General features: G+C 33.3%; 19 protein-coding genes. 6 read left to right on the forward strand and 13 right to left on the reverse strand.

What is annotated here, in order from left to right; translation table 11 throughout:
- Nucleotides 1–25 precede the first annotated feature (25 nt).
- Nucleotides 26–523, reverse strand: a complete 498-nt coding sequence (locus tag ABD077_RS12175) for a hypothetical protein (RefSeq protein WP_343912577.1) — start codon at nucleotides 521–523, stop codon at nucleotides 26–28.
- Between the two features lie 887 nt (nucleotides 524–1,410).
- Here ABD077_RS12175 and ABD077_RS12180 point away from each other — a divergent pair.
- The 3 genes from ABD077_RS12180 to ABD077_RS12190 all read left to right on the forward strand — a co-directional run bounded on the left by ABD077_RS12180 (nucleotide 1,411) and on the right by ABD077_RS12190 (nucleotide 3,435).
- Nucleotides 1,411–1,887, forward strand: a complete 477-nt coding sequence (locus ABD077_RS12180) for a hypothetical protein (protein WP_343912578.1) — start codon at nucleotides 1,411–1,413, stop codon at nucleotides 1,885–1,887.
- Nucleotides 1,888–2,054: 167 nt separating this feature from the next.
- Nucleotides 2,055–2,657 (forward strand): hypothetical protein, encoded by a 603-nt coding sequence (locus ABD077_RS12185; RefSeq protein WP_343912579.1) that lies wholly within the window; start codon nucleotides 2,055–2,057, stop codon nucleotides 2,655–2,657.
- Nucleotides 2,658–2,742: 85 nt separating this feature from the next.
- On the forward strand, nucleotides 2,743–3,435 hold the full coding sequence (locus ABD077_RS12190; RefSeq protein ID WP_343912580.1) for a hypothetical protein: 693 nt from the start codon (nucleotides 2,743–2,745) through the stop codon (nucleotides 3,433–3,435).
- 16 nt (nucleotides 3,436–3,451) lie between these two features.
- Here ABD077_RS12190 and ABD077_RS12195 read toward each other — a convergent pair whose 3' ends face one another.
- A complete protein-coding gene (locus ABD077_RS12195; RefSeq protein WP_343912581.1) occupies nucleotides 3,452–4,363 on the reverse strand; it encodes a YARHG domain-containing protein in 912 nt (303 codons plus the stop codon).
- 175 nt (nucleotides 4,364–4,538) lie between these two features.
- On the reverse strand, nucleotides 4,539–4,895 hold the full coding sequence (locus ABD077_RS12200; protein ID WP_343912582.1) for a GIY-YIG nuclease family protein: 357 nt from the start codon (nucleotides 4,893–4,895) through the stop codon (nucleotides 4,539–4,541).
- 426 nt (nucleotides 4,896–5,321) lie between these two features.
- Here ABD077_RS12200 and ABD077_RS12205 point away from each other — a divergent pair, with 426 nt between their 5' ends.
- Nucleotides 5,322–5,720: an alkyl hydroperoxide reductase gene (locus tag ABD077_RS12205; RefSeq protein ID WP_343912583.1), complete on the forward strand. Its 399-nt coding sequence runs from the start codon at nucleotides 5,322–5,324 to the stop codon at nucleotides 5,718–5,720.
- Nucleotides 5,721–5,882: 162 nt separating this feature from the next.
- The gene (locus ABD077_RS12210) at nucleotides 5,883–6,254 is read left to right on the forward strand and encodes a DoxX family protein (protein ID WP_343912584.1); all 372 of its coding nucleotides are present in this window, start codon (nucleotides 5,883–5,885) and stop codon (nucleotides 6,252–6,254) included.
- Nucleotides 6,255–6,266: 12 nt separating this feature from the next.
- Here the strand turns inward: ABD077_RS12210 and ABD077_RS12215 are convergent, their stop codons facing one another.
- The 10 genes from ABD077_RS12215 to ABD077_RS12260 form a co-directional block, all read right to left on the reverse strand.
- The gene (locus ABD077_RS12215; protein WP_343912585.1) at nucleotides 6,267–7,355 is read right to left on the reverse strand and encodes a hypothetical protein; all 1,089 of its coding nucleotides are present in this window, start codon (nucleotides 7,353–7,355) and stop codon (nucleotides 6,267–6,269) included.
- Nucleotides 7,356–7,365: 10 nt separating this feature from the next.
- Nucleotides 7,366–7,761, reverse strand: coding sequence for a hypothetical protein (locus ABD077_RS12220; protein WP_343912586.1), 396 nt, complete (start codon nucleotides 7,759–7,761; stop codon nucleotides 7,366–7,368).
- The gene (locus tag ABD077_RS12225) at nucleotides 7,761–9,443 is read right to left on the reverse strand and encodes a hypothetical protein (RefSeq protein ID WP_343912587.1); all 1,683 of its coding nucleotides are present in this window, start codon (nucleotides 9,441–9,443) and stop codon (nucleotides 7,761–7,763) included. Before ABD077_RS12225 ends, ABD077_RS12220 begins: the two co-directional genes overlap by 1 nt.
- A 95-nt stretch (nucleotides 9,444–9,538) precedes the next feature.
- The gene (locus ABD077_RS12230; protein WP_343912588.1) at nucleotides 9,539–10,276 is read right to left on the reverse strand and encodes a winged helix-turn-helix domain-containing protein; all 738 of its coding nucleotides are present in this window, start codon (nucleotides 10,274–10,276) and stop codon (nucleotides 9,539–9,541) included.
- Nucleotides 10,277–10,380: 104 nt separating this feature from the next.
- Nucleotides 10,381–11,382 (reverse strand): hypothetical protein, encoded by a 1,002-nt coding sequence (locus ABD077_RS12235; RefSeq protein WP_343912589.1) that lies wholly within the window; start codon nucleotides 11,380–11,382, stop codon nucleotides 10,381–10,383.
- Nucleotides 11,369–13,531, reverse strand: coding sequence for an AAA family ATPase (locus ABD077_RS12240; RefSeq protein WP_343912590.1), 2,163 nt, complete (start codon nucleotides 13,529–13,531; stop codon nucleotides 11,369–11,371). The genes ABD077_RS12235 and ABD077_RS12240 overlap by 14 nt, the downstream gene beginning before the upstream one ends.
- A gap of 18 nt (nucleotides 13,532–13,549) precedes the next feature.
- Nucleotides 13,550–16,432: a type I restriction endonuclease subunit R gene (locus ABD077_RS12245; protein WP_343912591.1), complete on the reverse strand. Its 2,883-nt coding sequence runs from the start codon at nucleotides 16,430–16,432 to the stop codon at nucleotides 13,550–13,552.
- Between the two features lie 31 nt (nucleotides 16,433–16,463).
- Complete coding sequence (locus ABD077_RS12250) at nucleotides 16,464–17,741, reverse strand: restriction endonuclease subunit S (protein ID WP_343912592.1); 1,278 nt, start codon at nucleotides 17,739–17,741, stop codon at nucleotides 16,464–16,466.
- Nucleotides 17,742–17,744: 3 nt separating this feature from the next.
- Nucleotides 17,745–19,337, reverse strand: a complete 1,593-nt coding sequence (locus ABD077_RS12255) for a type I restriction-modification system subunit M (RefSeq protein WP_343912593.1) — start codon at nucleotides 19,335–19,337, stop codon at nucleotides 17,745–17,747.
- A 228-nt stretch (nucleotides 19,338–19,565) separates the two neighbouring features.
- Nucleotides 19,566–20,081 (reverse strand): hypothetical protein, encoded by a 516-nt coding sequence (locus ABD077_RS12260; RefSeq protein WP_343912594.1) that lies wholly within the window; start codon nucleotides 20,079–20,081, stop codon nucleotides 19,566–19,568.
- A gap of 885 nt (nucleotides 20,082–20,966) precedes the next feature.
- Here ABD077_RS12260 and ABD077_RS12265 point away from each other — a divergent pair.
- Complete coding sequence (locus ABD077_RS12265; RefSeq protein ID WP_343912595.1) at nucleotides 20,967–22,991, forward strand: DUF1028 domain-containing protein; 2,025 nt, start codon at nucleotides 20,967–20,969, stop codon at nucleotides 22,989–22,991.
- The last annotated feature ends 197 nt before the right edge of the window (nucleotides 22,992–23,188 follow it).

Here is a 23,188-nt window from a genome sequence, read left to right on the forward strand (position 1 = left end):
ATAAAATATTATTAAAAAACTAGCGTCATCTTTTAACATTTGACAGTTTATACTCCAATAAAATTAACATCATGCAAAGAGCTGTTATCATCTGGTAACTCCCTCCTAGTACTCTAAGCATCACAAAAATAAATCCAACAAATCGAATGATTACCCAAATAAGCTTTAAATAATCCAATCGTTTTTTTATGGGTTTCTGAACAAAATGCATCAAATAAGAAAAGATGATTCCTAAACATCCTATGACTGTAAATAGGTTTTGGAATGACCAATGCATGATTTTAAATATCATGCCTACCAGTATCAATGCTACCAATCCTAGTGCAATTCTAGAATATCGAGTCTTTATAAAAGTACCGTTACGCAATAACAGAAATAACCCAGGAATTTCGATCAACCATAGTCCTACAGTAAAAAGAAAGTCACCATTTTCTATGGATGTGTAACTAGATAACACCAAACCTATCAAAGTCATTAGAAAGCCTACAATAGAAAGAACAATAAGTGTTTGATTACTAAACATACATTTTTGTTTATGTGCAATACTATTTTCGATTTTTAATCATCCGCATGTATTTTATCTTACAATACTTTTATTAAAAAATAGATACGCTACTATTTAGTATCCAAACCATGGGTTTTGTTACCGTTGTAATGGCTATTATTTTAAAAATTTAACACCCTTTATTTGTTAAAAAATTAAGATGACCAAACCTTCATAGGGTACTTACGAAGTACCCTCCCCCTACTTAAAAGTTACCCAAGGGGTATTTTAGAACTAAATGACACGAAGGTTTGAGGGAAGCTCCACGATGCTCTGAGGTTGGTGCTTCTTTGCTATTTAGTAGGTGCATCCTAGCTCTGAGGTACCCCCAACATTGTTATAGTAATCTACTACCCACTTATATAAGTACCCCTCGTTAACATCTCATTTAAGACACCCCACTTACATAAGTCCCCCTACCCACTTGTATAAGTAGGTTTTCGGTGTTTTTGTATAATTTTTCTTAAAGAATAGTTAATATGATAACGTTAAGCAGATACAGTATGAATCATCATATTTTGGAATAGCATTACTTCGTTTACCAGGCATCGAGACGGATACTGAGCTGTCACACTGAGCCTCCTCCATAGGCGGACACGTGTCGAAGTGCTGTCGGGTTTCGAGAGCCTCAACCCTCGGAATCATTCGAACACTGAGCGAAGTCGAAGTGTGAAACTTTCACATTGAGCCTTTCAAAATACAGCCCTCGGAATCATTCGAACACTGAGCGAAGTCGAAGTGTGAGCTAGTCGAAGTGTGAATTATAAGACTAACAAGCATTCATACTCCTACTTAAGAAGATTATTCAACTGTAACATTTTGTACAATCAAGACACATATAATAAAGCCTATACTAAATCTGAAAAATGAAACTTTTTCCAACAAAAAAATATGAATTCAAACTAATTGGAACAAAACAAGAAACTTTAGACCGATTAACAAGGAGAACTGAAAAATCCGATTATTTAACTTCTCAATGGACGGACAAAACATTCAGAGGAAAGATAAGCGGAGATGAATTTAGAATTATTTCTTCAACAATAGGAAAAGGAGCTTTTTGTGTCTTATCTGGTAAAATTGGCTCAGCAAACGGAATTGTAAATGTTGAAATTAACAAAGTCTTCAAAATACTCCTAGGAATTATATACTTAATGCCTATCATTGGAATTATTATAACGATAAAACTTGGAGGAGAAAAATTTGAACCGCTAATGATTTTATCAATAATAGGACAAATACTTATAATAAGATTTATAGCAGTTTGGTTCTTTTTTATAAGATTTTCAAAGCATAGCTTAAACCAATTTAGAGACGTATTAGATATTGAATGGATAAAAAACTAAGTATCATATCTACTAGATGAATAATCGAATGATTTATACTATGTAGTAAAGCTACATACTTACTTGAAAAGATTAGCTATCTATATGCGTAAAAAACTAAAATCTAGGTAACATTTTATACTTCCAAGACACATATAGTAAATATTGTAAATAATTAAGAAACCGAAATGTCAACCCTATCAGATATATTAATAAAACACTCAGATAAACAGAAAATTATATCTTTCTTATCCGATCATTATAAGATTGGAAAGAAGATATCTGATTCTGAACTTCAACTATTGAAATATTACAAAGTAGATAGCGAAGTAAAAACTTTTGTGATTCATAAGGATAAAAATGACGAATGGACGCAAATCGAATATGAATTAGGAGAATCAACAGAATCATTAAAAGAATTTGATAATTTAATTCTTGAATTTACAGAAAAGTTTAAAACTCAAGCTATCATAGCATATGAACAAACAACAAGTGGGGCTTGCCGATTCACAGTTTTCGAAAATGGAAAAATTGTTCGATCAATTATCCAAACCTATTTATATCCTGATGATAAAATTAGAATCACAGAAAATATTGGCAAAAAATTCAATTTTGAAACATATAAATATGCAACCGCTATTAACGAAGAAATTGATTATGAAGAGTTGTTAAGCTATTACGATGATTTTCAGCCATGGTTAAAATGTCTTGGTTTTGAGTGGACTCGAGAATATGGGACTTATAAAGACTATATTCATTTAGAAATTTTACAGAAAAAAATAAACACTTAAAAACAAATTGTATAGTACATATACCGCCTTTGGTTGATAAACACAACATCCAAGAGACATTAGCTATACTTACAAAAAGTTTACAATGGGACAGAGAATACATTTTTACAAAAATAATTGGAACAATGAACTTGAAGATCTAATTCTTGAGAATTATTCTGACTTTGCCGAATGGTATGTCAAAAGAAATCAAGCCTCTCTAGAAGAGTTTGATGAAATGTACGGAACCGAGCAGTTAATCGATTTCTTTAATAGTAACAGGAATATTGAAACTAATTTAAAAGAACTTGACAAAAAACTTTTGGACGAATTGGTGGCGGAATTTGTCTGTGAATACTCAGAGTCTATTAAAGTATTAGACTTTTTTGGTCCTTCAATGAACAAATGGAAGTATATCGAAAGTACTAAGTTAGTATCAAAAACTAAAGACTCCGAATTCATTACTCTTTGGGGATATTTAATAAACGGAAGGTCTTTAAAAAACTCTGAAAAATTCGACAGTTATACCAACGAATATAAAATCGGATATTTATCCTATGAGGAACATTCAAAATTAAAAGAATTAATCATTCAATATTTTGGAGATCTACAAGGTATGAAAGCAACGTATTGGACAAAATCTGAAAAGAAAAAGCTCGAAAATGCAATTCGCAATGCTAAAAATGGGAGTTATTATTTATCAAATCATAATCCTGTCACTTCTGGTCTCGAATATGTTATGGAAGCTCTCAATGAGATAAAAGATATTAAAACGCAATTAATCACCGGAATAGAATAAAAACACAACCCTTCTTTTACCCTAAAAAATACCACGGTACTTCCACTTTTTCTTCTATTCCCGTATCCGTCAGGGTTCCTCGAATAAACTTAAATTTTCGTCTATACTTATAGGGCAACTCTGCTTCCCTGTCTGTTAAACACCATATTTCCATATAGTCTGGATCTACATAAATAATACTTTCAATTTCCTCAAGTTTATTTATAAAGCGAAAGTTTTTAAAATCATAAATCTCCAAAGTATGTGCTCCAGAAAAGATATTATTTAAGACAAAAATGTAGCTGTTATCAATAACTTGATCAATGGTTTTATTAATGGTGATTACATCAGGTATTTCTCTTACCGTATTTGTAGTCATATCAAAAAAGAACTGTTTTAACATATCATTTGTTACACCAATCTCATTACAGCATCCTATAATATCCACCCTATAATTAGAAACTATTTCAATACTATACAGTGTAGGACCTAATTGGCGTGTATTGATATATGTAGCTTTTTTATGATCGATAGGATATATACGATCTCCATCTACAATTAGTTTTCCATTTCGTAGTTCGAAATGATGATCTCCGATAACATCCCAAGTTTGCTCTTTTCGTAATAGTTCTTCTCTATGTTTTAGCTCATTGATAATGGTAATTTCTCTATCTGTAAACTGATCAGACACATCATTATAAATACCTACCAAATCATAATGCATTCCGTAGAACTCATCAAGTCCGGTATTCTTGAAACGATATTGTTTTTTTGCAAAGATATAATTGCGCAATAACCATAGGTCTCCAATGGATAGGTATGGAGGAATATCATCTATAGTTTCTATAGCATCCCATGCCTTATCAAACTCATAAGGGTTGATTTGTGCATTTAATGAAGTATTTATGATAATAGATGATAATAAAATGGCAAATAGTGTTCGAATCATAAATTTCGATATAATGTATTTTCCCTAATCCAACAGTTATCAAAAATACTGAAATTAGTGATATAAACTCTTCCATAAATATATACCAAAGGTCTACTGACTACCGTGGGGCTTCTAGTCGGATACTGAACTGTTATTTTTATTAATATTTAAGTTCCCTTTGTTTTGACTAGGTTTAATTATCTTTTTTTCTTTCCTTTTTAATTATATTCGATGCCTGAGCGCAGCCGAAGGCAGAAGAATACCGCTCCAACCAATGTGTATCATTCTGACACTCTGATAACCGATGTAATTCATCAACTTCTCCTCTAATCAAAACCTCCTTTTTTGCTCTGCTCCAACCTTGAACTTGCTTTTCCCTATAAAAGGCAGTGTCAATACGATCATACTTTTCATAATAAACCAATGTTACAGGTTGTCTCTTTTTGGTATGATTGGCTCCATCTCCACTTTGGTGTTGTTGTAATCGCCTTTCCAAATCCTTAGTGCTTCCCGTATAATAACTTCCATCAGAACACTGTAAAATATACATATAACCTATCATTTTAGTAAAATATTTCGTTCATATCAATATGTGTTTCAAAAAAGAGGTTTGTTACCGTCAAAAGACTATAATTCATTTATAAATATTATGAGATCCGAAAAGAAAGCTTAATATAATACCCCAGTATCCATGCAGTAAGATAACTGAAATGATAACCCTTCGGCTCCGCTCAGGGTTCGATTGTAAATTTCTAAGAACACTGAACTGTCACACTAAGCCTGTCGAAGCGCTGTCAAAGTACCACCAACGAAGATGAAACGAACACTGAGCGAAGTCGAAGTGTGAGCAAATTCGAAGTGTAAGTAATACAAAAGCATACACCCCTCCATACTTTATAGAAAAATTATCATTTGATTAATGTGCTACGCAACGCATTTTACATAACTTGTTTTTAAAAAGTATAAAAGATCCGATATGAGCATAAAACAAATGTCTATAGTACTAAGAGCAGCAGCGATATACAACCTACTATGGGGAGCATGGGTAGTATTGTTTCCTAATCATTTTTTTGAATTGGTAGGAATGGAACTCCCTACGCATCCTATGATCTGGCAAGGTATGGGTATGGTGATTGGCGTGTATGGTTTAGGCTATTGGTGGGCTGCACAAGATCCTACTACCCACTGGCCTATTGTTATGGTTGGATTTTTGGGTAAAATCTTTGGCCCGCTAGGATTTCTGTTTAACTATGCGACTGGAGAAGTGCCTTTAGAATTTTTCTATACGCTCATTACAAATGACTTTATCTGGTGGATTCCTTTCTTTTTGATTCTTAGAAAAACGTACCAACAGAAAAAGATTAAATGGATATAATTTACTTCATACACTAGTCTTCATTTTATTTTATGCTTTTCTTTTTTTCATTGCCAACCCTTCGACAAGCTCAGGGTGACTAACGAAAAAAAAATAGTCTTATAAAATTTCTTGGTAAACATAACAGAACTAAAAAAATAGTATGGTTAAATATGTATGGTAATGCAGCTTAAACAACTTTTTCTATATCTACTCTCCGGTTTCTTTTTCATTGCGGGTATCAATCATTTTGTACATCCCGACTTTTATTTACCTCTCATCCCTGAGTATTTAGGATATCCAGAATTTATCAATTACAGTAGCGGTGTAGCAGAAGTCTTATTAGGTATTGGGGTTTTATATGCAGGCACTCGTAGAATTTCTGCTTATCTAATTATTGCTTTATTGATCGCTTTTATCCCTTCTCATGTGTATTTTATCAAAATAGGTAGTTGTATTCCTGATAGTTTATGTGTTCCTAGTTGGGTTGCTTGGATAAGACTTATCATTATTCATCCGTTGTTTATGCTTTGGGCTTGGTGTGTGAGGGGATGATTAATAAATAATTTATTCTACATTAATATTAATTTGGATTTCTTCTTCAAAAGTTTCCAAAATATCATTTAAAGTAGACACCCTAATAATTATTGGCTCTGTCTCATCGATATCACCTGTATCCGTCTTAAAAACAGCTTTTAATTTTCCATTTGCATCTGAAATGGCTTCTGATAGACCAGTAAATCTGCCAACAGGTTTTTCTTCTCCATCCAAAACCTGGAAAGCTTCAAAATCGACCGATGCACCAGCACTAACAGACCCTAAGTTTCTTCTTAAGAATACCGAAATCTCATTTTCCGCATTTAATGCCATCAAAACATTGTTAGGTTCTATAATAATTTGATCTGCATAAGCCCTCTCTAGTTGTATTTGCTGTTCATCAAAAAAAGTATTCTGATCTTTAACCTGTGCTTTAAAAAAGAGTTGGTTTACATGAATCGGAACAACTAATTCTATAACAACTCTATTAGTATCATCAAGGGTTTTTATGGCTTCTTCAGCAGAAATACCTTGAAATACACCTCCAGAACTTGTAAATTGTACTTGTTCAATAGAACTTAAACGTTCATCAATAGAAGCTTCTAAAAAAATACTTGAATATCCATCTGCTTTAACTCCAGTATTGACGAGATCTCCTTCAGTATTAAGGAGTCTAAGAGTTATTATATCAGTTATAGGAACTAAATTAAGAGTGACTTCTCTTTTAAAAATATTAGCATCCGATCCTATTTCAGCTGATAGGAAAAGGATTTCCTCATTTAATGGTACTTTCAATTCTATTTTTGCAATACCATCACTATCTACTGTTCTGACTCCACTATCTGCATCTATTCCGATAAACTCTCCTCCAGTTTTTTTGAAAGTAACGGTTCTGAACCCTTCGTCTGCATTAGCAGGAATCTGAGCTTGCAATACAACAATGGTTTCTCCATCACTAATAATACTATCTGGTAAGTTGCTTCCATCAGTATCTAAAATCTGAAGTTCTATAATATCTGATGGATTAATTGTTTCTTCATCTGTATCATCGCATGATGACAAAAAAACTAGTAAAACAAGAGTAAAAATTGAATAAATATATAAGCTTTTGATTTTCATAAATTTTATTTTAAGAGATTCTCCAAATTACGCTATTCATCCATTTTCTATCCGAATACTTACAATCTATAATCTCTATTTTAATAATTGCGTTTATTATTAATTTTAAGTCTTCCAAAGAAACTTTGGAAACCAATTTAAAAGAAAAAGTATCTGTAAATTCCTCCGAAATGATACCATAGTGTTTATAGATTTCATATTGATCATTATCAAACTTTAAATACAATTGATCCTTAATACGTAATCGCAATCCACATTCGATTTGTTGGTCTCCACCAGCATAAAACTTTGGAGTAATTTTGATATTAATCAAACATGCTTCGCTGATATTAAGATCTGATTCCGAAAAAACAAGTTTGCTCGTAGGGTTTTGCGATATAATATTTGTTGATAGTTTTGGTTTCATTATTTTACTATATTTAGAAGATCTCCAATAAATCCTAGTGCTCCAGACAAACTGGAATTTATTGAAATTGTAAATGAAGGAGAACCTTTTGTTATTTTTTCGCTTATTATTGGATTGGTATTTTCTAATTCATATATTAGGAGTCCAGTTCCAACTCTTAAGTATCTATTTATTCTAAATCCGGCTCCAAAATATGGAGTACCTGCATCTCCTAGCATCCCTCTATAATCATCATTATCACTACCTAGTTTTTGAGCAATCCCAATTTGAAGACTCATTTGTTTCCAGAACTTATCCCATTTTTTCAAATCTGAAAAATGACTTTTTCTATTTACCGGTTTACGGTGAAAATTAACTATTTGTAGCGCAAAAAAATCATTTAATTCGGTTGCATATAATAAACCTAAATCTAAATTAATATAGGGGATTGCTTCTGATTCTACATCAATAGTAGTTTCATAGCTTGTTATTAGATCTTTTTTAAAGTACCTATTTGTGATAATATCAGGTATTGTATTCGATTCTCCCTGCATTTGATCTCTTAAATAATTTATTTTTTTAGAAAGCATGATTAAGTTAGTTAAATCATCTGGGGCAGAAAGTTCGCTTATTATATTTTTCAAATCATTTTTTCTTTTAGCAAAAAATAATTTTCCATTACTATCTTCAAGATCTAATAATATCGAAAATGTTGCAGCAAGAAGTTGTAAAGATTCTGTATGATATCTTTTATTATCGGGTAAGATTTCGGGTATTAAACCATTGTATTTTGATTGCCCATCTAATATTGAAAACAAATATTTATTATTCCGTTTACAATTCGCTTTAAAAAATGCCAGCATATCCTGCAAAGTAACTTTACCATAATTAGGCAAGAGCCCATTAATTGGAGTTGTTAATAACTCTTTATATTTAATAGTCTTATCATCAATTTTTTCTACTATTGATAGTATATCACTTGTAAAACTTATAGAAAAAACATTCTTAACATTTCGGATATTTTGATCATAATTATTGATAACATGACCAAAATCAGCATAATTGGTTTGCAAGTTTGATATTATGTTTGGTAAATCTGTAATAATGATATTTTTTATTTTTGTCTGATTTCCATCCTTTTCATACAATTCTGATGTGTTTTTGTTAATTACGTTAGTTATACCAGTTTTTATATCATTAGGCCCAGGTAATGATTTAACTAAATAAAGTCTTTTTACTTCATACAGAAGTTCCTCTTTTAATACTTTAGTATCATCTTCTGATAAAGTTCCATCAGTAAAAATTTCGAATTCAAATTCATAAGGTGTATTAGGATGAAGAGGCCCTATATCAGAGATAGAAAAAACTTTAGATTTTACTGTTTTTAAAGGGATCACTATATATCCGCAATCATTTGCTCTTTGGTACTGAAAATAGTGTTTCTTCTCGTCTAACTCTTCGCCTCCATTGTTTAGGCAATTAATATCATTTTTAACTGTGTTTTTAACTCTATACTGTATCCTAATTGCTTCAATTTCTGTGCTGGATTCAAAAACAACTTTAAATTTTTCATCAAAAGGTAATGCTGTTTTAAAGTCTCCTTTATCTATTTCGAATGTGACTTTGGTTAAATCTTTTGACTGAGAGTATATATTATGTAAGTGAAATAATATAACAAGGAAGAGAAGTATTCTTTTGATCATAACCTTTTTGATTATTTATAATGATACTGTAAAACAACTAATTTTTAACCAACAATCATATACCCAATACAAGGTATATCTTGTAATTCATTTTTCTATTTAATAATATCCCAATTATTCCAGTAATAATCTATTGGGTTGTCTAGTGTACCAATAAAAATATTGTCATTTCGTATTTTTAGTACGACTCTAAAACGCTCATGAGTTTTAATATCCTTAATGGCATTCATATGGATTAACTCCTCTATTTTATTAGCAGTTAGTATCAAAACTGACTTAGTATCATCTGGATGGATCATTACAAATACATAAAAAACATTACCTGCATAATCTCGCTCTAACGAAACTTTACGCATATCAAATACATAGGAATTGGAGTTATTTAGGTTTGAAGTCTTGACTTGTAAAGAGAATAGTTTATTGTTCCTCGTAGCAATGATATCCATTCCTACATCCACACTCATAATACTGGCATTATAACCCCTAAACAACAATTCTGAAGTCACATAATGCTCACCTGCTTTGCCGATAAAACCACTACCTATTTTCTCAATAATTGGTGTCTTTTTTATTACAGCTTGTTTTTTAGTCATCGACTCTTTGGGTTTATTAGGATTTAAATCATAGGTAGCAGGAGCAGTTTTGATAAAAGTAGATTGATTGCCTTTAGCATTAATCTCTGTTATTAATTGTGCATTCATCGATGCTGCAGGTGTTTTACCCTCTGTTTGCAACCAACCTTTTTCTAATGCTATCTCGGTAATTTTTACATAATGCAATGGTTGTTTTACTTCTTCTAATACCTTGATTGCTGCTGTTTTGAATTTGTTCATTTGATGACTTTATGTTGTTGTAAAATATCTTTTTTGAATTTATCTAGGTCTATTTCTTTGTGTTCTGCTCTCAAAAAGTAAATTAGAAACTCATTTCACAACTACTATTTCACTAATTTCAATTGTCTGGCAATATCTTGAGTATATTTAGCCATTGGTCTTTTATGTACTTCCTCGGGTTTACTATAATTACCAATAATCATTCTATCAATTAGCGACTTATCATGAAAAATCTTATTAAACGTTTTATTTAATAATTTTCTATATGTTTCCGGATTAGCTTTATGCTTCCAAACTAATTCCTCTCCAACATCAATTTGTGCATCATAAATCTTTTGTATTTGAAACAAATCATTATGATTTTGAAGCAATTCAAAATCTCCATCAATTGTATCCAAGTATATTTTTAAGACTTTTGGATCATGCAGTAACCAATAATCAATGATAGATTTATCATCAATCCAAAATTGAAAAATATCCAAATTATCATCTATAGTATATAGTTCAAACTTAGCATCATCTTTTCCTTTAGCTAGATTACAATTTGCACATGTTGGATATAAATTAAAAAAAGAAGTACATAAAAAGGGATATTTAGATTTTGGGTGATAATGATCCAGTTGTAATTTTGCTAGTATTTTTTTTCGTTTCTTTTTTTCCTTCTTATAATAAATGGGTTGAATTGATAACGTAGATTGAGAATTACAGTAAACACATGTTCTGATATCCGAGTTAAGTAAATACTCAGGAAATTCTTTATCTCGCAAATCCTCATAGCGCATAGCATGAACTACTTCTTCGTGAAAACTATACTTTTTACTATTAATTTTTCTTGTTAGCTGTGAATTATCTAGTATCAGATCAAACTCGGATATTAAACTTTTCATTTTTGAAGGATCTGCATTTAAAATATCTCCATACTCATTAATTATTTTTTCAACATATAGTTTAAACTGATTATGTTTGTTAAGTTTTATCTTATGAATTAGTTTGTTTAATCGATCTATAGGTTTTTCAAAACTAGCCGTCCTTGTATTGGTAAAAAGATTAGTGTTAAAATTCTCCACCCCTTTTCGAAGACTATCTGTAATTTTAATTTTCCTCATCTTCAAGTTTTTTTAATTGCTGGTTTAGTTGACTAATTTTTAAACGGAGTAATTCTTTATCTTTTGAAAGAACTTTTTTATCAAATAATGATTGAAGACGTTCTTTTATCAAGGGTTCATCTATCATTCTTATTACCTTCTCTGCTTTTTCATTATTCCATTTTATATCCGGGTTTTGATTTGAATTTAGAACCTCTTTATCTTCTTCAAATGTTAAATAATTAATCAAATCAGTAATTACATATTGGGCGAACTCTCCCATAAAACCATTTTCAAGAAAAAAACTATGTGCCAAAAGATCATGAACGTTAGCACCAAATGTAGCTAAGTTGCTATCTGACTTATGATCAACAATGAATGAGTCATTAGTTCCTTCATTTCTATCAATAAAAGTTACATTACTAATAGGTATATCAGAGAGTGTTAATGGATCATGAGTTGTAAAAATAATTTGTGTTTTTAATTCATCAAATTTTTGGGAATCTGAGTCAAACAAATTTCGGGTTGGAGTTAATTTATAGAATAATACAGGGATGGCCTTTGTAATTGCATCAATAAATTTTCTTTTCCAAACTGGATGATATCCTAATTCTGGTTCATCTAATAAGAGTAAATAGTAATTAAAAATTGGATGTGCATAACTAGAACTATTCATTCTGTCAATTCTATTATTAATCCTTGCAAAAAAATTAAGTAATGCTTTTTCTCCAGAAGATAATGGATATTTAGATTTTATTGATAGTAAATCCAATCTATAGATAAAATTCCCAGTTAGACCCAAAATATGATTATAGGATTCTATTAAGTTATAAAAATCATCTGCATTATGTTCTTCAATTCTATAAACTAATGTGTCCTCTTTTAGTTCTAATTTATTGCCCGAAATTAAATCATTTAAAGTACAATAAAGATCATAAAAAGCTTTAAATCGATCTAAGTACCTTAACATTAATTCTACAGCATCTGAAGATTTAAATCCCGATGACTTGAATTTTTTATTTATTTCAACGCTTATTATTTCTTTTATTTGGTTATAATCCAAGATAGAAACTCTTCCTAATTTTTCGTTAATATTATCCCTAACTATATTATAAATGCTAACCATATACAAATCAAAAAAACTATCAAAACGATCCTGAAATGCTTCTTGATCTAAAATATTCTGGAAATCATAAGTTCCTTGAAAAGGTGTTTGGGGAAAAGTTGCATTTAAAATTAAATACGAAAATAAGGTAACTTCAAAATTTGCTATAAAATCACCTTCGTCGTGTACATGGTCATTATTATTATCATGTTGATATTCATCAAGAGACCAAAGACGATCAAATAAGCTGTTTAGACCAGAACTATTAATGATATTAATATACTTTTCTAAAAATTGATCTCTAACCAAACCTGGACTAATTGAATCACCCCATTTTCCACTTTCAAGATCTTCTAGATCAGATTCGATGTAAATTTTTGCAACTGAATCTCTATTTTGATTACCCAAATTAGCAGTTGCATAAACATTTTTAAAATCGAACTTTCTATGATTTGTAACCTTTATTTCTAACTCTTTATATTCTGGAAAGTCTGGATATACGGATTTTAAAGTTCCTTTTACTGGGTCATTTAACAGAATAACATCCTGCTTTAATTGTTTAAGATATAATTGAGAAAGGTTCTCTTCACCCGTTGAAACAAGGTTCAATTGAGATAGTGTATTAATTTGTTCAACATCAACGATTGGTGTATAATAATGTTTAACAGATTCTAATGAATTTGAGTTAATTTCTTTTATTTCAAGATCTGAAATAACGGTCTTAGTCTCCAATTCATTATAGTAATAAAACGACTCTTCCGATTCTTCAAATAAATAAAAAGCATTTTTCTTTTTCTTGTCACCAAATGAATGTAGTGCTCTTAAAATGCTTGTCTTACCTATTCCGTTTCTCCCAACTATTGCGGAGATTAAAGAAATATTTTTACCCCAAAAATCAGGAATAAAATTTTCGTTATCTGATAATATTTTAAGTTGGATATTATCACTATTCTCCTTAATTTCGTAATTGTACCTACCTCCTAAATTTAGAGTTAATTCGGCATGACCTTCTCCAAACAAATATGGTAAACAGTTTTTCGGTAAATATACCGCCGCTAATCTCATATAATATATAATTACAAACTACCCCACCATCCCTTCTATAAAGGTCTGAATGTAGTTTTTCATTTTGCTAATAATACGTTCTCCGATTTCTCGGGCTTTTAGAACGCTAGGCCTGTTGTCCAGGCATTTGAACACTTCTTCTCGTATCGGTTCCTGACCGCTATAGACATAGGCATTGATGAGTGCCTGAAACTGTTTTTGATCCAGGTTTTCTTCTTCGCATAGTTTGCCTAAAGCAAGTACTTTTTCGTTATTCCAGAATTTTTCGAATTCATCTTCGATACGATCGATGTGATCTATGTGGGGTAATTGTTGCGCAATGAACTTTTCGATAAGTTCACGTTTGCTTCGTAGTGTAATCTCCCCGGTAAGGAGATCCATAATATTTTTCTTTTGTTGTGCTGCTGCCTGAGCATCCTTTTCCTCCTTCATCTTGGTAATCAGCTTTAGGATGTACGCAACATTAATAACATCACGATGTACCAACTCTAGTTCAAAGTCGATATCATCGAGTATAGACGATTTTTGCATTTGGTGATCGCTCTTTACACGATCCCTTAAATCCAGGTATTTGCCCAAATAGTTGTAAAAGGTTTGCTCAGGCATCGCTAGATCGTCCCAACTAAACGCTACAAAAGATTCTAATACATTTTTAAGCCGCATTAGTTTACGAAATGCTTGTACAAATGCTAATTGATCATCTTCACTAATGAGATTATCTACCATTTTGTAGGTAGGTGCAATTTTTAATAACTCGATTACCGCCTCGTTAAAATCAGTGACTATTTTGTTATAATCGGGTAATATGATCTCTTCTTTGGCTTCTTTGTTTGAAAACAAAAAGATGGCCTGATCGGTAGCTTCTTTTAAGTTTCTAAAACAAACAATATTACCCTGAGATTTTTTCTCATTGAGAATACGATTGGTACGTGAGTAGGCTTGTATCAATCCATGATAGCGTAGATTTTTATCTACATACATCGTATTCACCTTTTTAGCATCAAAACCTGTGAGCATCATATTGACTACAATGACTAAATCCAATCTATCTTTGTCCTTAAAGTTTTCCTTTTCCCGTTCTTTTAAACGTTTGCTTATATCTTTGAAGTAGTTTTCAAACTGTTTCCCATCTTTGGTAGAAAAACTAGTATTGTACATCTGGTTATAATCAAGGATAAATTCATCTAGTTTTTCTCTGCTATGACTAGTTTTATACACAGGTCTGGGTTCTGCTGCCATCATCATACCATCATCTGGCAAAGATCCAGTTGCTTCCAGATCTTCTTCATTGGCGCCATAGCTATAGATGGTCGCAATCCGTAAATTATGTTCGCCTTCCTCCTTTTTCTTTTTAAAGAATTCGTAATAGGTAATCAAGGTATCAATACTACTCACAGCCAGCATAGCAGAAAACTCCCTATTGGTCGTTTTGGTATGGTGATATTGTATGATATAGTCTACAATCTTTTCGATACGTTCTGGTGCTTCCAGTACTTCTCTTGTATCAATATCTTCTACTTCAATATCGATAAGGGTATTTCCTTTTTGTTTGTAGCGACCAATGTATTCGATACTAAATCGCAATACATTCTGATCTCGAATTGCATCAGTGATTACATATTTATGCAAACAGGTACCAAAAAGATCTTTGGTGGTGCGTTTGCCCAACTCGTTCTTTTGCGCGTTATTTGCAAAGATGGGGGTACCAGTAAAACCAAAAAGTTGGCTATTGGTGAAGAAATCGGTAATTCTTTTATGCGTATCTCCAAACTGACTGCGGTGGCATTCATCAAATATAAAAATGATCCGTTTGCCCTGCAGATGCGACATACTTGTTTGATAACGCCCTGGAGAAATAGCGTTATTTAACTTTTGAATAGTTGTTAAGATCAATGGACTATTAGGATCTGTAAATTGATCGACCAATGATTTGGTATTATCGGTTACATCTACGCTATCTTTTTTAAAGCTATTAAACTCTTTCATCGTTTGATAGTCTAGATCTTTACGATCCACCACAAAGACTACCTTATGTACCTCTGGTAGATCCATTATAATCTGACTTGCTTTAAAAGAAGTCAATGTCTTACCAGAACCGGTGGTGTGCCAGATATATCCATTCTCATGAGACGTTTGTACCCGATGAATCATCGCCTCTGTAGCATAAAACTGATATGGGCGTAATGCCATTAATACCTTATAGGTTTCGTTTTGTACAATGTATTGGGCAATCATTTTACCCAGATGTGGAATATCTAGAAAGGACTTGGCAAAATCTGCTAACTCCGTGATGTTTTTGTTATTGACATCTGCCCAGAAAAAGGTCTGTTTATAAGTTAAGGCGGACAATGGATTATTGGCATAATACTTTGTATTACCCCCATTACTGATTATGAATAGTTGTACATATTGAAACAATCCTCGATTGACCCAAAAGCTTTGTCTTTTGTATCTGCATATTTGTTTAAACGCTTCTTTAAGCTCTATCCCTCGTCTTTTAAGTTCTATTTGTATAATGGGTAATCCATTGATTAAAATGGTAACATCATAGCGGTTTTTGTAGGTTCCCTCTTGTGATATTTGATTAGATACCTGATACATATTTTTGTTAGTATCCTCTGCAAAGAAAAACCGCAGATAGATTGACTCCCCATCATCACAGGTTAATTGAAAACGACTACGCAAGGTTTTTGACTTTTCGAAAATGGTACCCTTTGCCAGGTGGTTCAGGATGGCATCAAACTCTTTATCAGTAAAGATTGTGTTATTTACCTTCTCTAATTGTTTTTTTAGATTAGACAACAGACTATCTTCATCTTTGATCAATACCCTTTCATACCCTTGCTGTGCAAGTTGTTTGATGAGGTTATTTTCTAAGATCGCTTCTGATTGGGCAGTCATATTGTTGGTTATAGGCTTTAAGATATATTGGTTATACAAACATTTGTTGTAGTAGTCCTTTTTTAAATCGTTGTGTTATTTCGATTTGTGCTACTGTCTTATCTATTTTATCATCGATAGCAGATAGAAAATCAGCTATTTTTTGTTGTTCTTGAATAATTGGCAATCCTATTTTCAATGTTCCTAGATCTTTACCCGTAAAACCTTTTATTGAAGTTCCTTGACAAAGTCTGAACAATAAACTCTTAAAATGAGATAAATAATAAGCCAAAAAAATAGTATTTTGATCTGATATAAGATTAGTAAAATCCTGGCTAGTACATAAGTTTTCAGGCGCAACAGCAAATTTTCCAACTCCTACTCTTGAAACAATAACTAAACTACCTTTTGGAATAATTTTAGTTGCAGATTTTTCTATTGCGATATTAGTAATATGTCTGGTAATACTAATTTTGTTAATTGAATTTTCATCAAGATCTGAACTTGAGATCCAAGGGACATTTCCATTCCAATAACTTTCAATATCGCTACTAGGAGTTCCACCTCCAATAAACTTACCTATATCTCCAAACCTTTTCTCCTCCCACTTCGGATATTCACTCCCATCATCTTCCCCTTCGACTTCGCTCAGGGCAGGTTTAAATCGTATCTGTTGTGAGAAAACTTGCTGCATCACTCCTTTTTTGTATTGCACAAGCAATTCTTTTTTACGTTGTAATTGTTGGATTTTGGTTTCTATGGTACTTAAAAAAGAGGCTATTTTTTGTTGTTCCTGAGAAAAACCTGTCATATGAATTTGAACGCCTTTCAAAGTTTCTTGACCTATATTATATCTTGTACTACCACCACTTTTTGCAATCATCTCCTTTCTCGCTTTATCGGTTTTAAGCAAGAAATTCATATACATTGGATTATAATCATTAATCCTTTTCCCTCTTATTACAAATCCTCCAAAAGTTACATTCTGAGACTTATCTAGATAAACATTTGATTGTCCAACTTCTTCTCTGGTTTCAGAACTTCGTTGAAAAAGAATATCCCCATATTCTACAATGTTCTTATCAAAAATTTCCTTAGAAATATTGACTTGTCCAACAATTTTATTATAAATCAAATAGTCGTTATTAATTATATCTAAAATATTTATGAACTTATAGCCTCTTCCATAATCCTCCTTATTTGCATTGATTCCATTTTTAAAGGATAAAAAATCGGATAGTTTTCTTTTCTCCCAATTATCGTTAAACTCAGGAAATCGTAATTTAGGTACCAACTTTGTTTCTTTTTTTTCTATCACAGCTGCTTCCATAGGTTAAAAAGGAGTTTCGATGCCTAGTTCTTTGCAATAACTTGCGATTTCTTTATCGGTGGCTTCGAGAGCCTCTGCCACCTGTCGTAGCTCTTGAGATACAGTTGCTAGATCTATAGGTTCTTCTTCTTCAAAAGTGTCTACATATCTTGGGATATTTAAATTGTAGTCGTTTTCTTGTATTTGACTAAGAGTGGCTACATAGCTGTATTTGTCCACTTCTGCTTTGCTTAGTTCATCATTGGTATAGTTTTTATAAGTAGCTATGATTTTATCGATATCTTCTTCTCGTAAGATGTTTTGTGTTTTTACCTTTTCAAAATGTTGGCTGCTATCAATAAACAACACTCTATCTACTTGTTGTCGTTTCTTCTTTAATACCAAAATACATGTAGGTATCGACGTACCATAAAAGATATTGGCAGGTAAACCTATTACTGCATCCAGATAGTTACAATCTTCTATTAAATACTTACGTATATGCCCTTCAGCTGCTCCTCTAAACAATACCCCGTGTGGTAATACACAGGCCATGGTACCATCATCTTCCAGCTGGTGTATCATATGCTGTACAAAGGCAAAGTCTGCTTTGGTTTTTGGTGCTAATTTACCATAAGATGAAAAACGATCATCACTCATAAATAACGGACTGGCACTCCACTTCGCAGAAAATGGTGGATTTGCTACAATGGCTTCAAACTTTTGATCCTTATGTTTTGGAGATGGATTCTCCAGTGTGTCTTCGTTATAAATATCAAAACGCTTATAGTGTACATTGTGCATGATCATATTCATACGACACAAGTTATAAGTCGTAGGGTTACTCTCTTGTCCATAAAACCCTCCAACTTCTTCCACCTCTCTGGAAACTCGCAATAATAATGATCCTGATCCGCAGGTGGGATCATAGACGCTTTTTAGTTTTTTCTTATCGCCAACTACCAACTTGGCTAATATTTTAGACACCTGTTGTGGCGTATAGAACTCTCCTGCTGTTTTACCAGCACCAGAGGCAAACTTACCAATCAAATATTCATAGGCATCTCCTAACAGATCGTTTTCCGTATCTTCTAACTCAAAACTAATCGCTTCTAGATGAGATAACACTTTTACGATAAGTTCATTTTTAGCTTCTTCAGACTTTCCTAATTTGCTACTAGTGAGATCCAGGTCTTCAAACAGATTACCAAAGTCTTCTTCGCTTTCGCTACCCATCGTACTTTGTTCGATATTTCTAAGTACTTTTTGTAGGTCTCCTAGAATAAAAGCTCCTTTACCTTCGGTATTTCCTCTTCTTGCCAATTCGCTAAATAATTCTGAGGGTTTTAAGAAATACCCTAGGGCATCTATAGCTTCTCCTTTGATAGCTTCGAGATAGGCATCTGCCTCTTTATGATCTTCAATGGATGCATATGCAAGTCCATCCGGTTGTAAAATTTCATTGGCATACAATTCCATTTTACGACTCAAGTACTTATAAAAAATAAATCCTAGTATATAATCTCTAAAATCATCAGCATCCATTTTTCCTCTCAGTTCATTAGCGATCTTCCAGAGTTGTTGTTCCAGATGCTGTTTCTTTTGGTCTTCTGACATAATTGTTGTTGTAGTATTTACTATTTTGGGGTGGGGTGAGTAAACTAAAAATCGAATATACTAATATTTCCCACATTACAAAACAAAAAACACCCCTAACCATTATTGCTAATGATTAGGGGTGTTTGGTAAATAGCGTGGGCTGTACTTCGATACTTCTACTCACACTTCGGCTTCGCTCAGTGTTCGGATTCCGAGGGCTGAGCGGAGTCGAAGCCCGAAGTCTCATTACGCTGCATCCGAATTCTCATCCGTTTCGTCTGGGATATCGTCATCGGTACTACTACCACCAGCAATTACGAAACGTTCTTTGAGTCTGTTATGCAACGCCTCTGCTCCTGCTACGCCACTATTAGCAGCTACCCCAAACATTTTATACGCTAATAAGGATGTGGTATAGGCTTCGGATCCTGCTAGGATCCTTGTGTCATTAACCTTTTCGGTTAACTGTGCTAATTCTAATGCCAGCACCTTAAGCTCATTATACAAATCATAATCCTTCTCCACTTCATCCACACTGATAAAATTAGGAAGGATATTCCCGTTTTGACGCATACTGTCCAAAGTATCTTCTACAAAGATCTTGTTACTACGATTGATCTTTGGAAGGGTTCTACGTTCCTCCTTCGTCAATCCTGTTAAAAATGGTAACAGCGTATTGATTTCCTCAATTCTGTTTTTTACTTCTGTGATCACTGCTGGATCTACGGTTACCGATAATCGGTTGTTTAATACATTACTCATACTTCATTTGTTTTAGTAATCTGGAGGTTTGCTTTTGATTAAATATCAATTGTCAATCTATAAAAGACTAATGTATCACAGGCTCACCCTTCGGCTACCACTTCGACAGGCTCAGTGTGACAGCTCACCCTTCGGCTACGCTCAGGGTTCGGACTCCATTCGAGGGCTGAGCGGAGTCGAAGCCCGACAGCACTTCGACAGGCTCAGTGTGACAACAATATCTAAAACTCAACATAAACACATCCAGATTGAGTTTAACATTCATTTGAGATGATGTATCGTCAATTACAATACCGATATTTTAAGAATTCATTGGCTTTATTGATAATTTTGTGTTAAAAACAAAACTTAACTTATTAATTACTAACTTTTTCTGTAAATCGTTATATATTTCTCAATCAACAAAACGTATACTGACAGGCTGACGTTTTGCTAAATCACTATGATACAAAGGATTAAAAACGTATTCTTTTTAGAAACGTACATTTTGAATATTTCATTAAACGCTTTCTCAGTAGATCGTTACTGACAGCTTTGATTTGGTTTTTGAAGAATATACTGGCGTTGTGACAGCTTACACTTCGGCTTCGCTCAGTGTTCGAATCATTCCGAGGGTTGAGCGGAGTCGAAGCCCGAAAAATATGTTCTGTTTAAATAACTTTTTATAGTTGACACATTCTTTTTTGCATTGCCAACCCTTCGGCTACGCTCAGTGTTCGGATTCCGAGGGCTGAGCGGAGTCGAAGCCCGATTACGATCAAGGATTCCGACGGTTCAAATACGAGAGAAAGACCTCCTTAGGAGATTTTTATTGCTTATGTATAATTCATTGTCTTATTGTATATGATTTGATACTTTTACGAGTAACACAAAAAGAATATAACAATGAAAAAAACCACAAACTCTCTTAGGGTGCTACTAGTATGTATACTAGCAGCATACAACATTCAAACACAAGCACAACACACATTTTCGATCGTTGCTGTTGATCCAGTAACTGGAGAAATGGGAAGTGCAGGCGCTACCTGTCTCGATATTGATGACCTCTCTGGGGAAGAAGGTGCCGTAGTTATTAACGATATTATTCTAGGAATTGGAGTAATTAATACCCAAGCCGCCTGGAGTCCCGTGAATCAAGCAGCAGCAAGAGACCGAATGGAAGCTGGCGATAGTCCACAAGCCATCCTAAATTGGTTATTTGCTAATGATCCAGCATCGGGATCCAATCAATCCCGTCAATATGGAATTGTAGATCTTATCGGTGGTTCCGGAGGAACACCCAGATCAGCCGGATTTACGGGAACCCAGAACGGTGCCGTAGCCAATCATATTGTAGGACCCAACTATGCGATACAAGGAAATATCCTCATCTCGCAAGATGTATTAGATGATATGGAAACTGGCTTTCTAAACGCTAACGGAACTTTAGCAGATAAGCTAATGGCAGCCCTACAAGGAGCAAAACGTATTGGAGCGCAATCCAATTGTGCTAGTAATCAAACTAGTTCTAAATCCGCTTTTTTAAGAGTTGCCAAAGTAGATGATCTATATAGCAATTATGGTCATGTAACGGTAGATCTAAATGTAAGTAAAACCAACTTTGCCGAAGATCCTATTGATGTTTTACAAACTACATATGATTTCTATCTTGCAAATCCTGGATTTACCTGTTCTAATACAATCAGTACGTTTCCATATGAAGAAAGTTTTGAAAACGGTCTTGGACTATGGCAACAAAATGACCTAGATCTATCTCATATTGGGAATACTGATTTTGACTGGACACGTAGATCTGGTAGTACACCCACCACATCTTCTGGACCACAAACTGCTAATGATGGAAACTTCTATCTCTATACCGAAGCTAGCGGGACCAACGTAGGTTTCCCTACCAAAAGAGCTGTGCTAAACAGCCCTTGTATGGATTTTTCAGGATTATCAACTGCTTTTCTAACTTTTGATTATCATATGTTTGGAGCTAATACTGGAAATTTGACTGTTCGTGTAAATGATGGTAATGGTTGGAAAACTATTTGGTTGTTAGAAGGGAATCAAGGTAATAACTGGAATTCTACTACATTAGATCTTAGTACTTATGTTGGAAACACCATCCAAATACGTATGGATAGCACTACAGGGCTAGGACCGCGAAGCGATGTAGCAATTGATAATCTACGCATTACAACTACTACGGGAGATGAACCACCCGCAACATATTGTGATGCTAATGGTCAAAACCCAACCGAAGAATATATATCCCGAGTACAATTAGGAACTATAGACAACATATCGGCGGCTTCTGTTGGAGGATATGGAGATTTTACCTCCTCTTCTACTACACTCAATACTACAAATACGATTACTATTACCCCCACTTGGTCAGGTACAGTGTATAATGAAGGCTATGCCGTTTGGATAGATTACAACAAGGATGGTGATTTTACTGACACCAACGAATTGGTATGGTCTAAAGCTCCTTCTAGAGATGCTGTTAATACAGGAAGTTTTACTATTCCATCGGGAACATCTAGTGGTACCACAAGGATGCGAGTGGCTATGAAATATAACGCCATCCCTAATTCATGTGAATCATTCCGATTTGGAGAAGTAGAAGATTATACCGTAATCATAGATGCAAATCGAAGAGCTACTCCTTTTATAAACTCTGATAACGTTAAACGCTCTGACAAAGACATATTTATATATCCGAACCCAGCAACCTCCTTATTACACATTACTCTAAACGATCCTAATGACAGCGCATATAAGATATATAATATTGCTGGGCAAGTGGTGCAAAAAGGAACTTTTACAGAAACTATCGATGTAGCATCATTACATCGAGGTGTGTATATACTACAAATTAACACTTCGGAAGAACAGTACTTTAAAAGAATTATATTACAGTAATTGATAATAAACCTGTAAAACTAATCGTACGTTTCATGCAATACCATACCGCTAATAATGATAGCTATTAGCGGTATTTTATTGAGTTCCTGTTTATTTTTAAAATATTTTGATGTTTTAGGAGAAATTAATTGACTAAGGAACATTTTAACTGCCTTTCGAAAAGCACTTCGACATGTGTCTGCCTATGGAGGAAG

Origin of the sequence: Aquimarina litoralis (assembly GCF_039523995.1) — a bacterium.
Lineage (GTDB): Bacteria > Bacteroidota > Bacteroidia > Flavobacteriales > Flavobacteriaceae > Aquimarina > Aquimarina litoralis.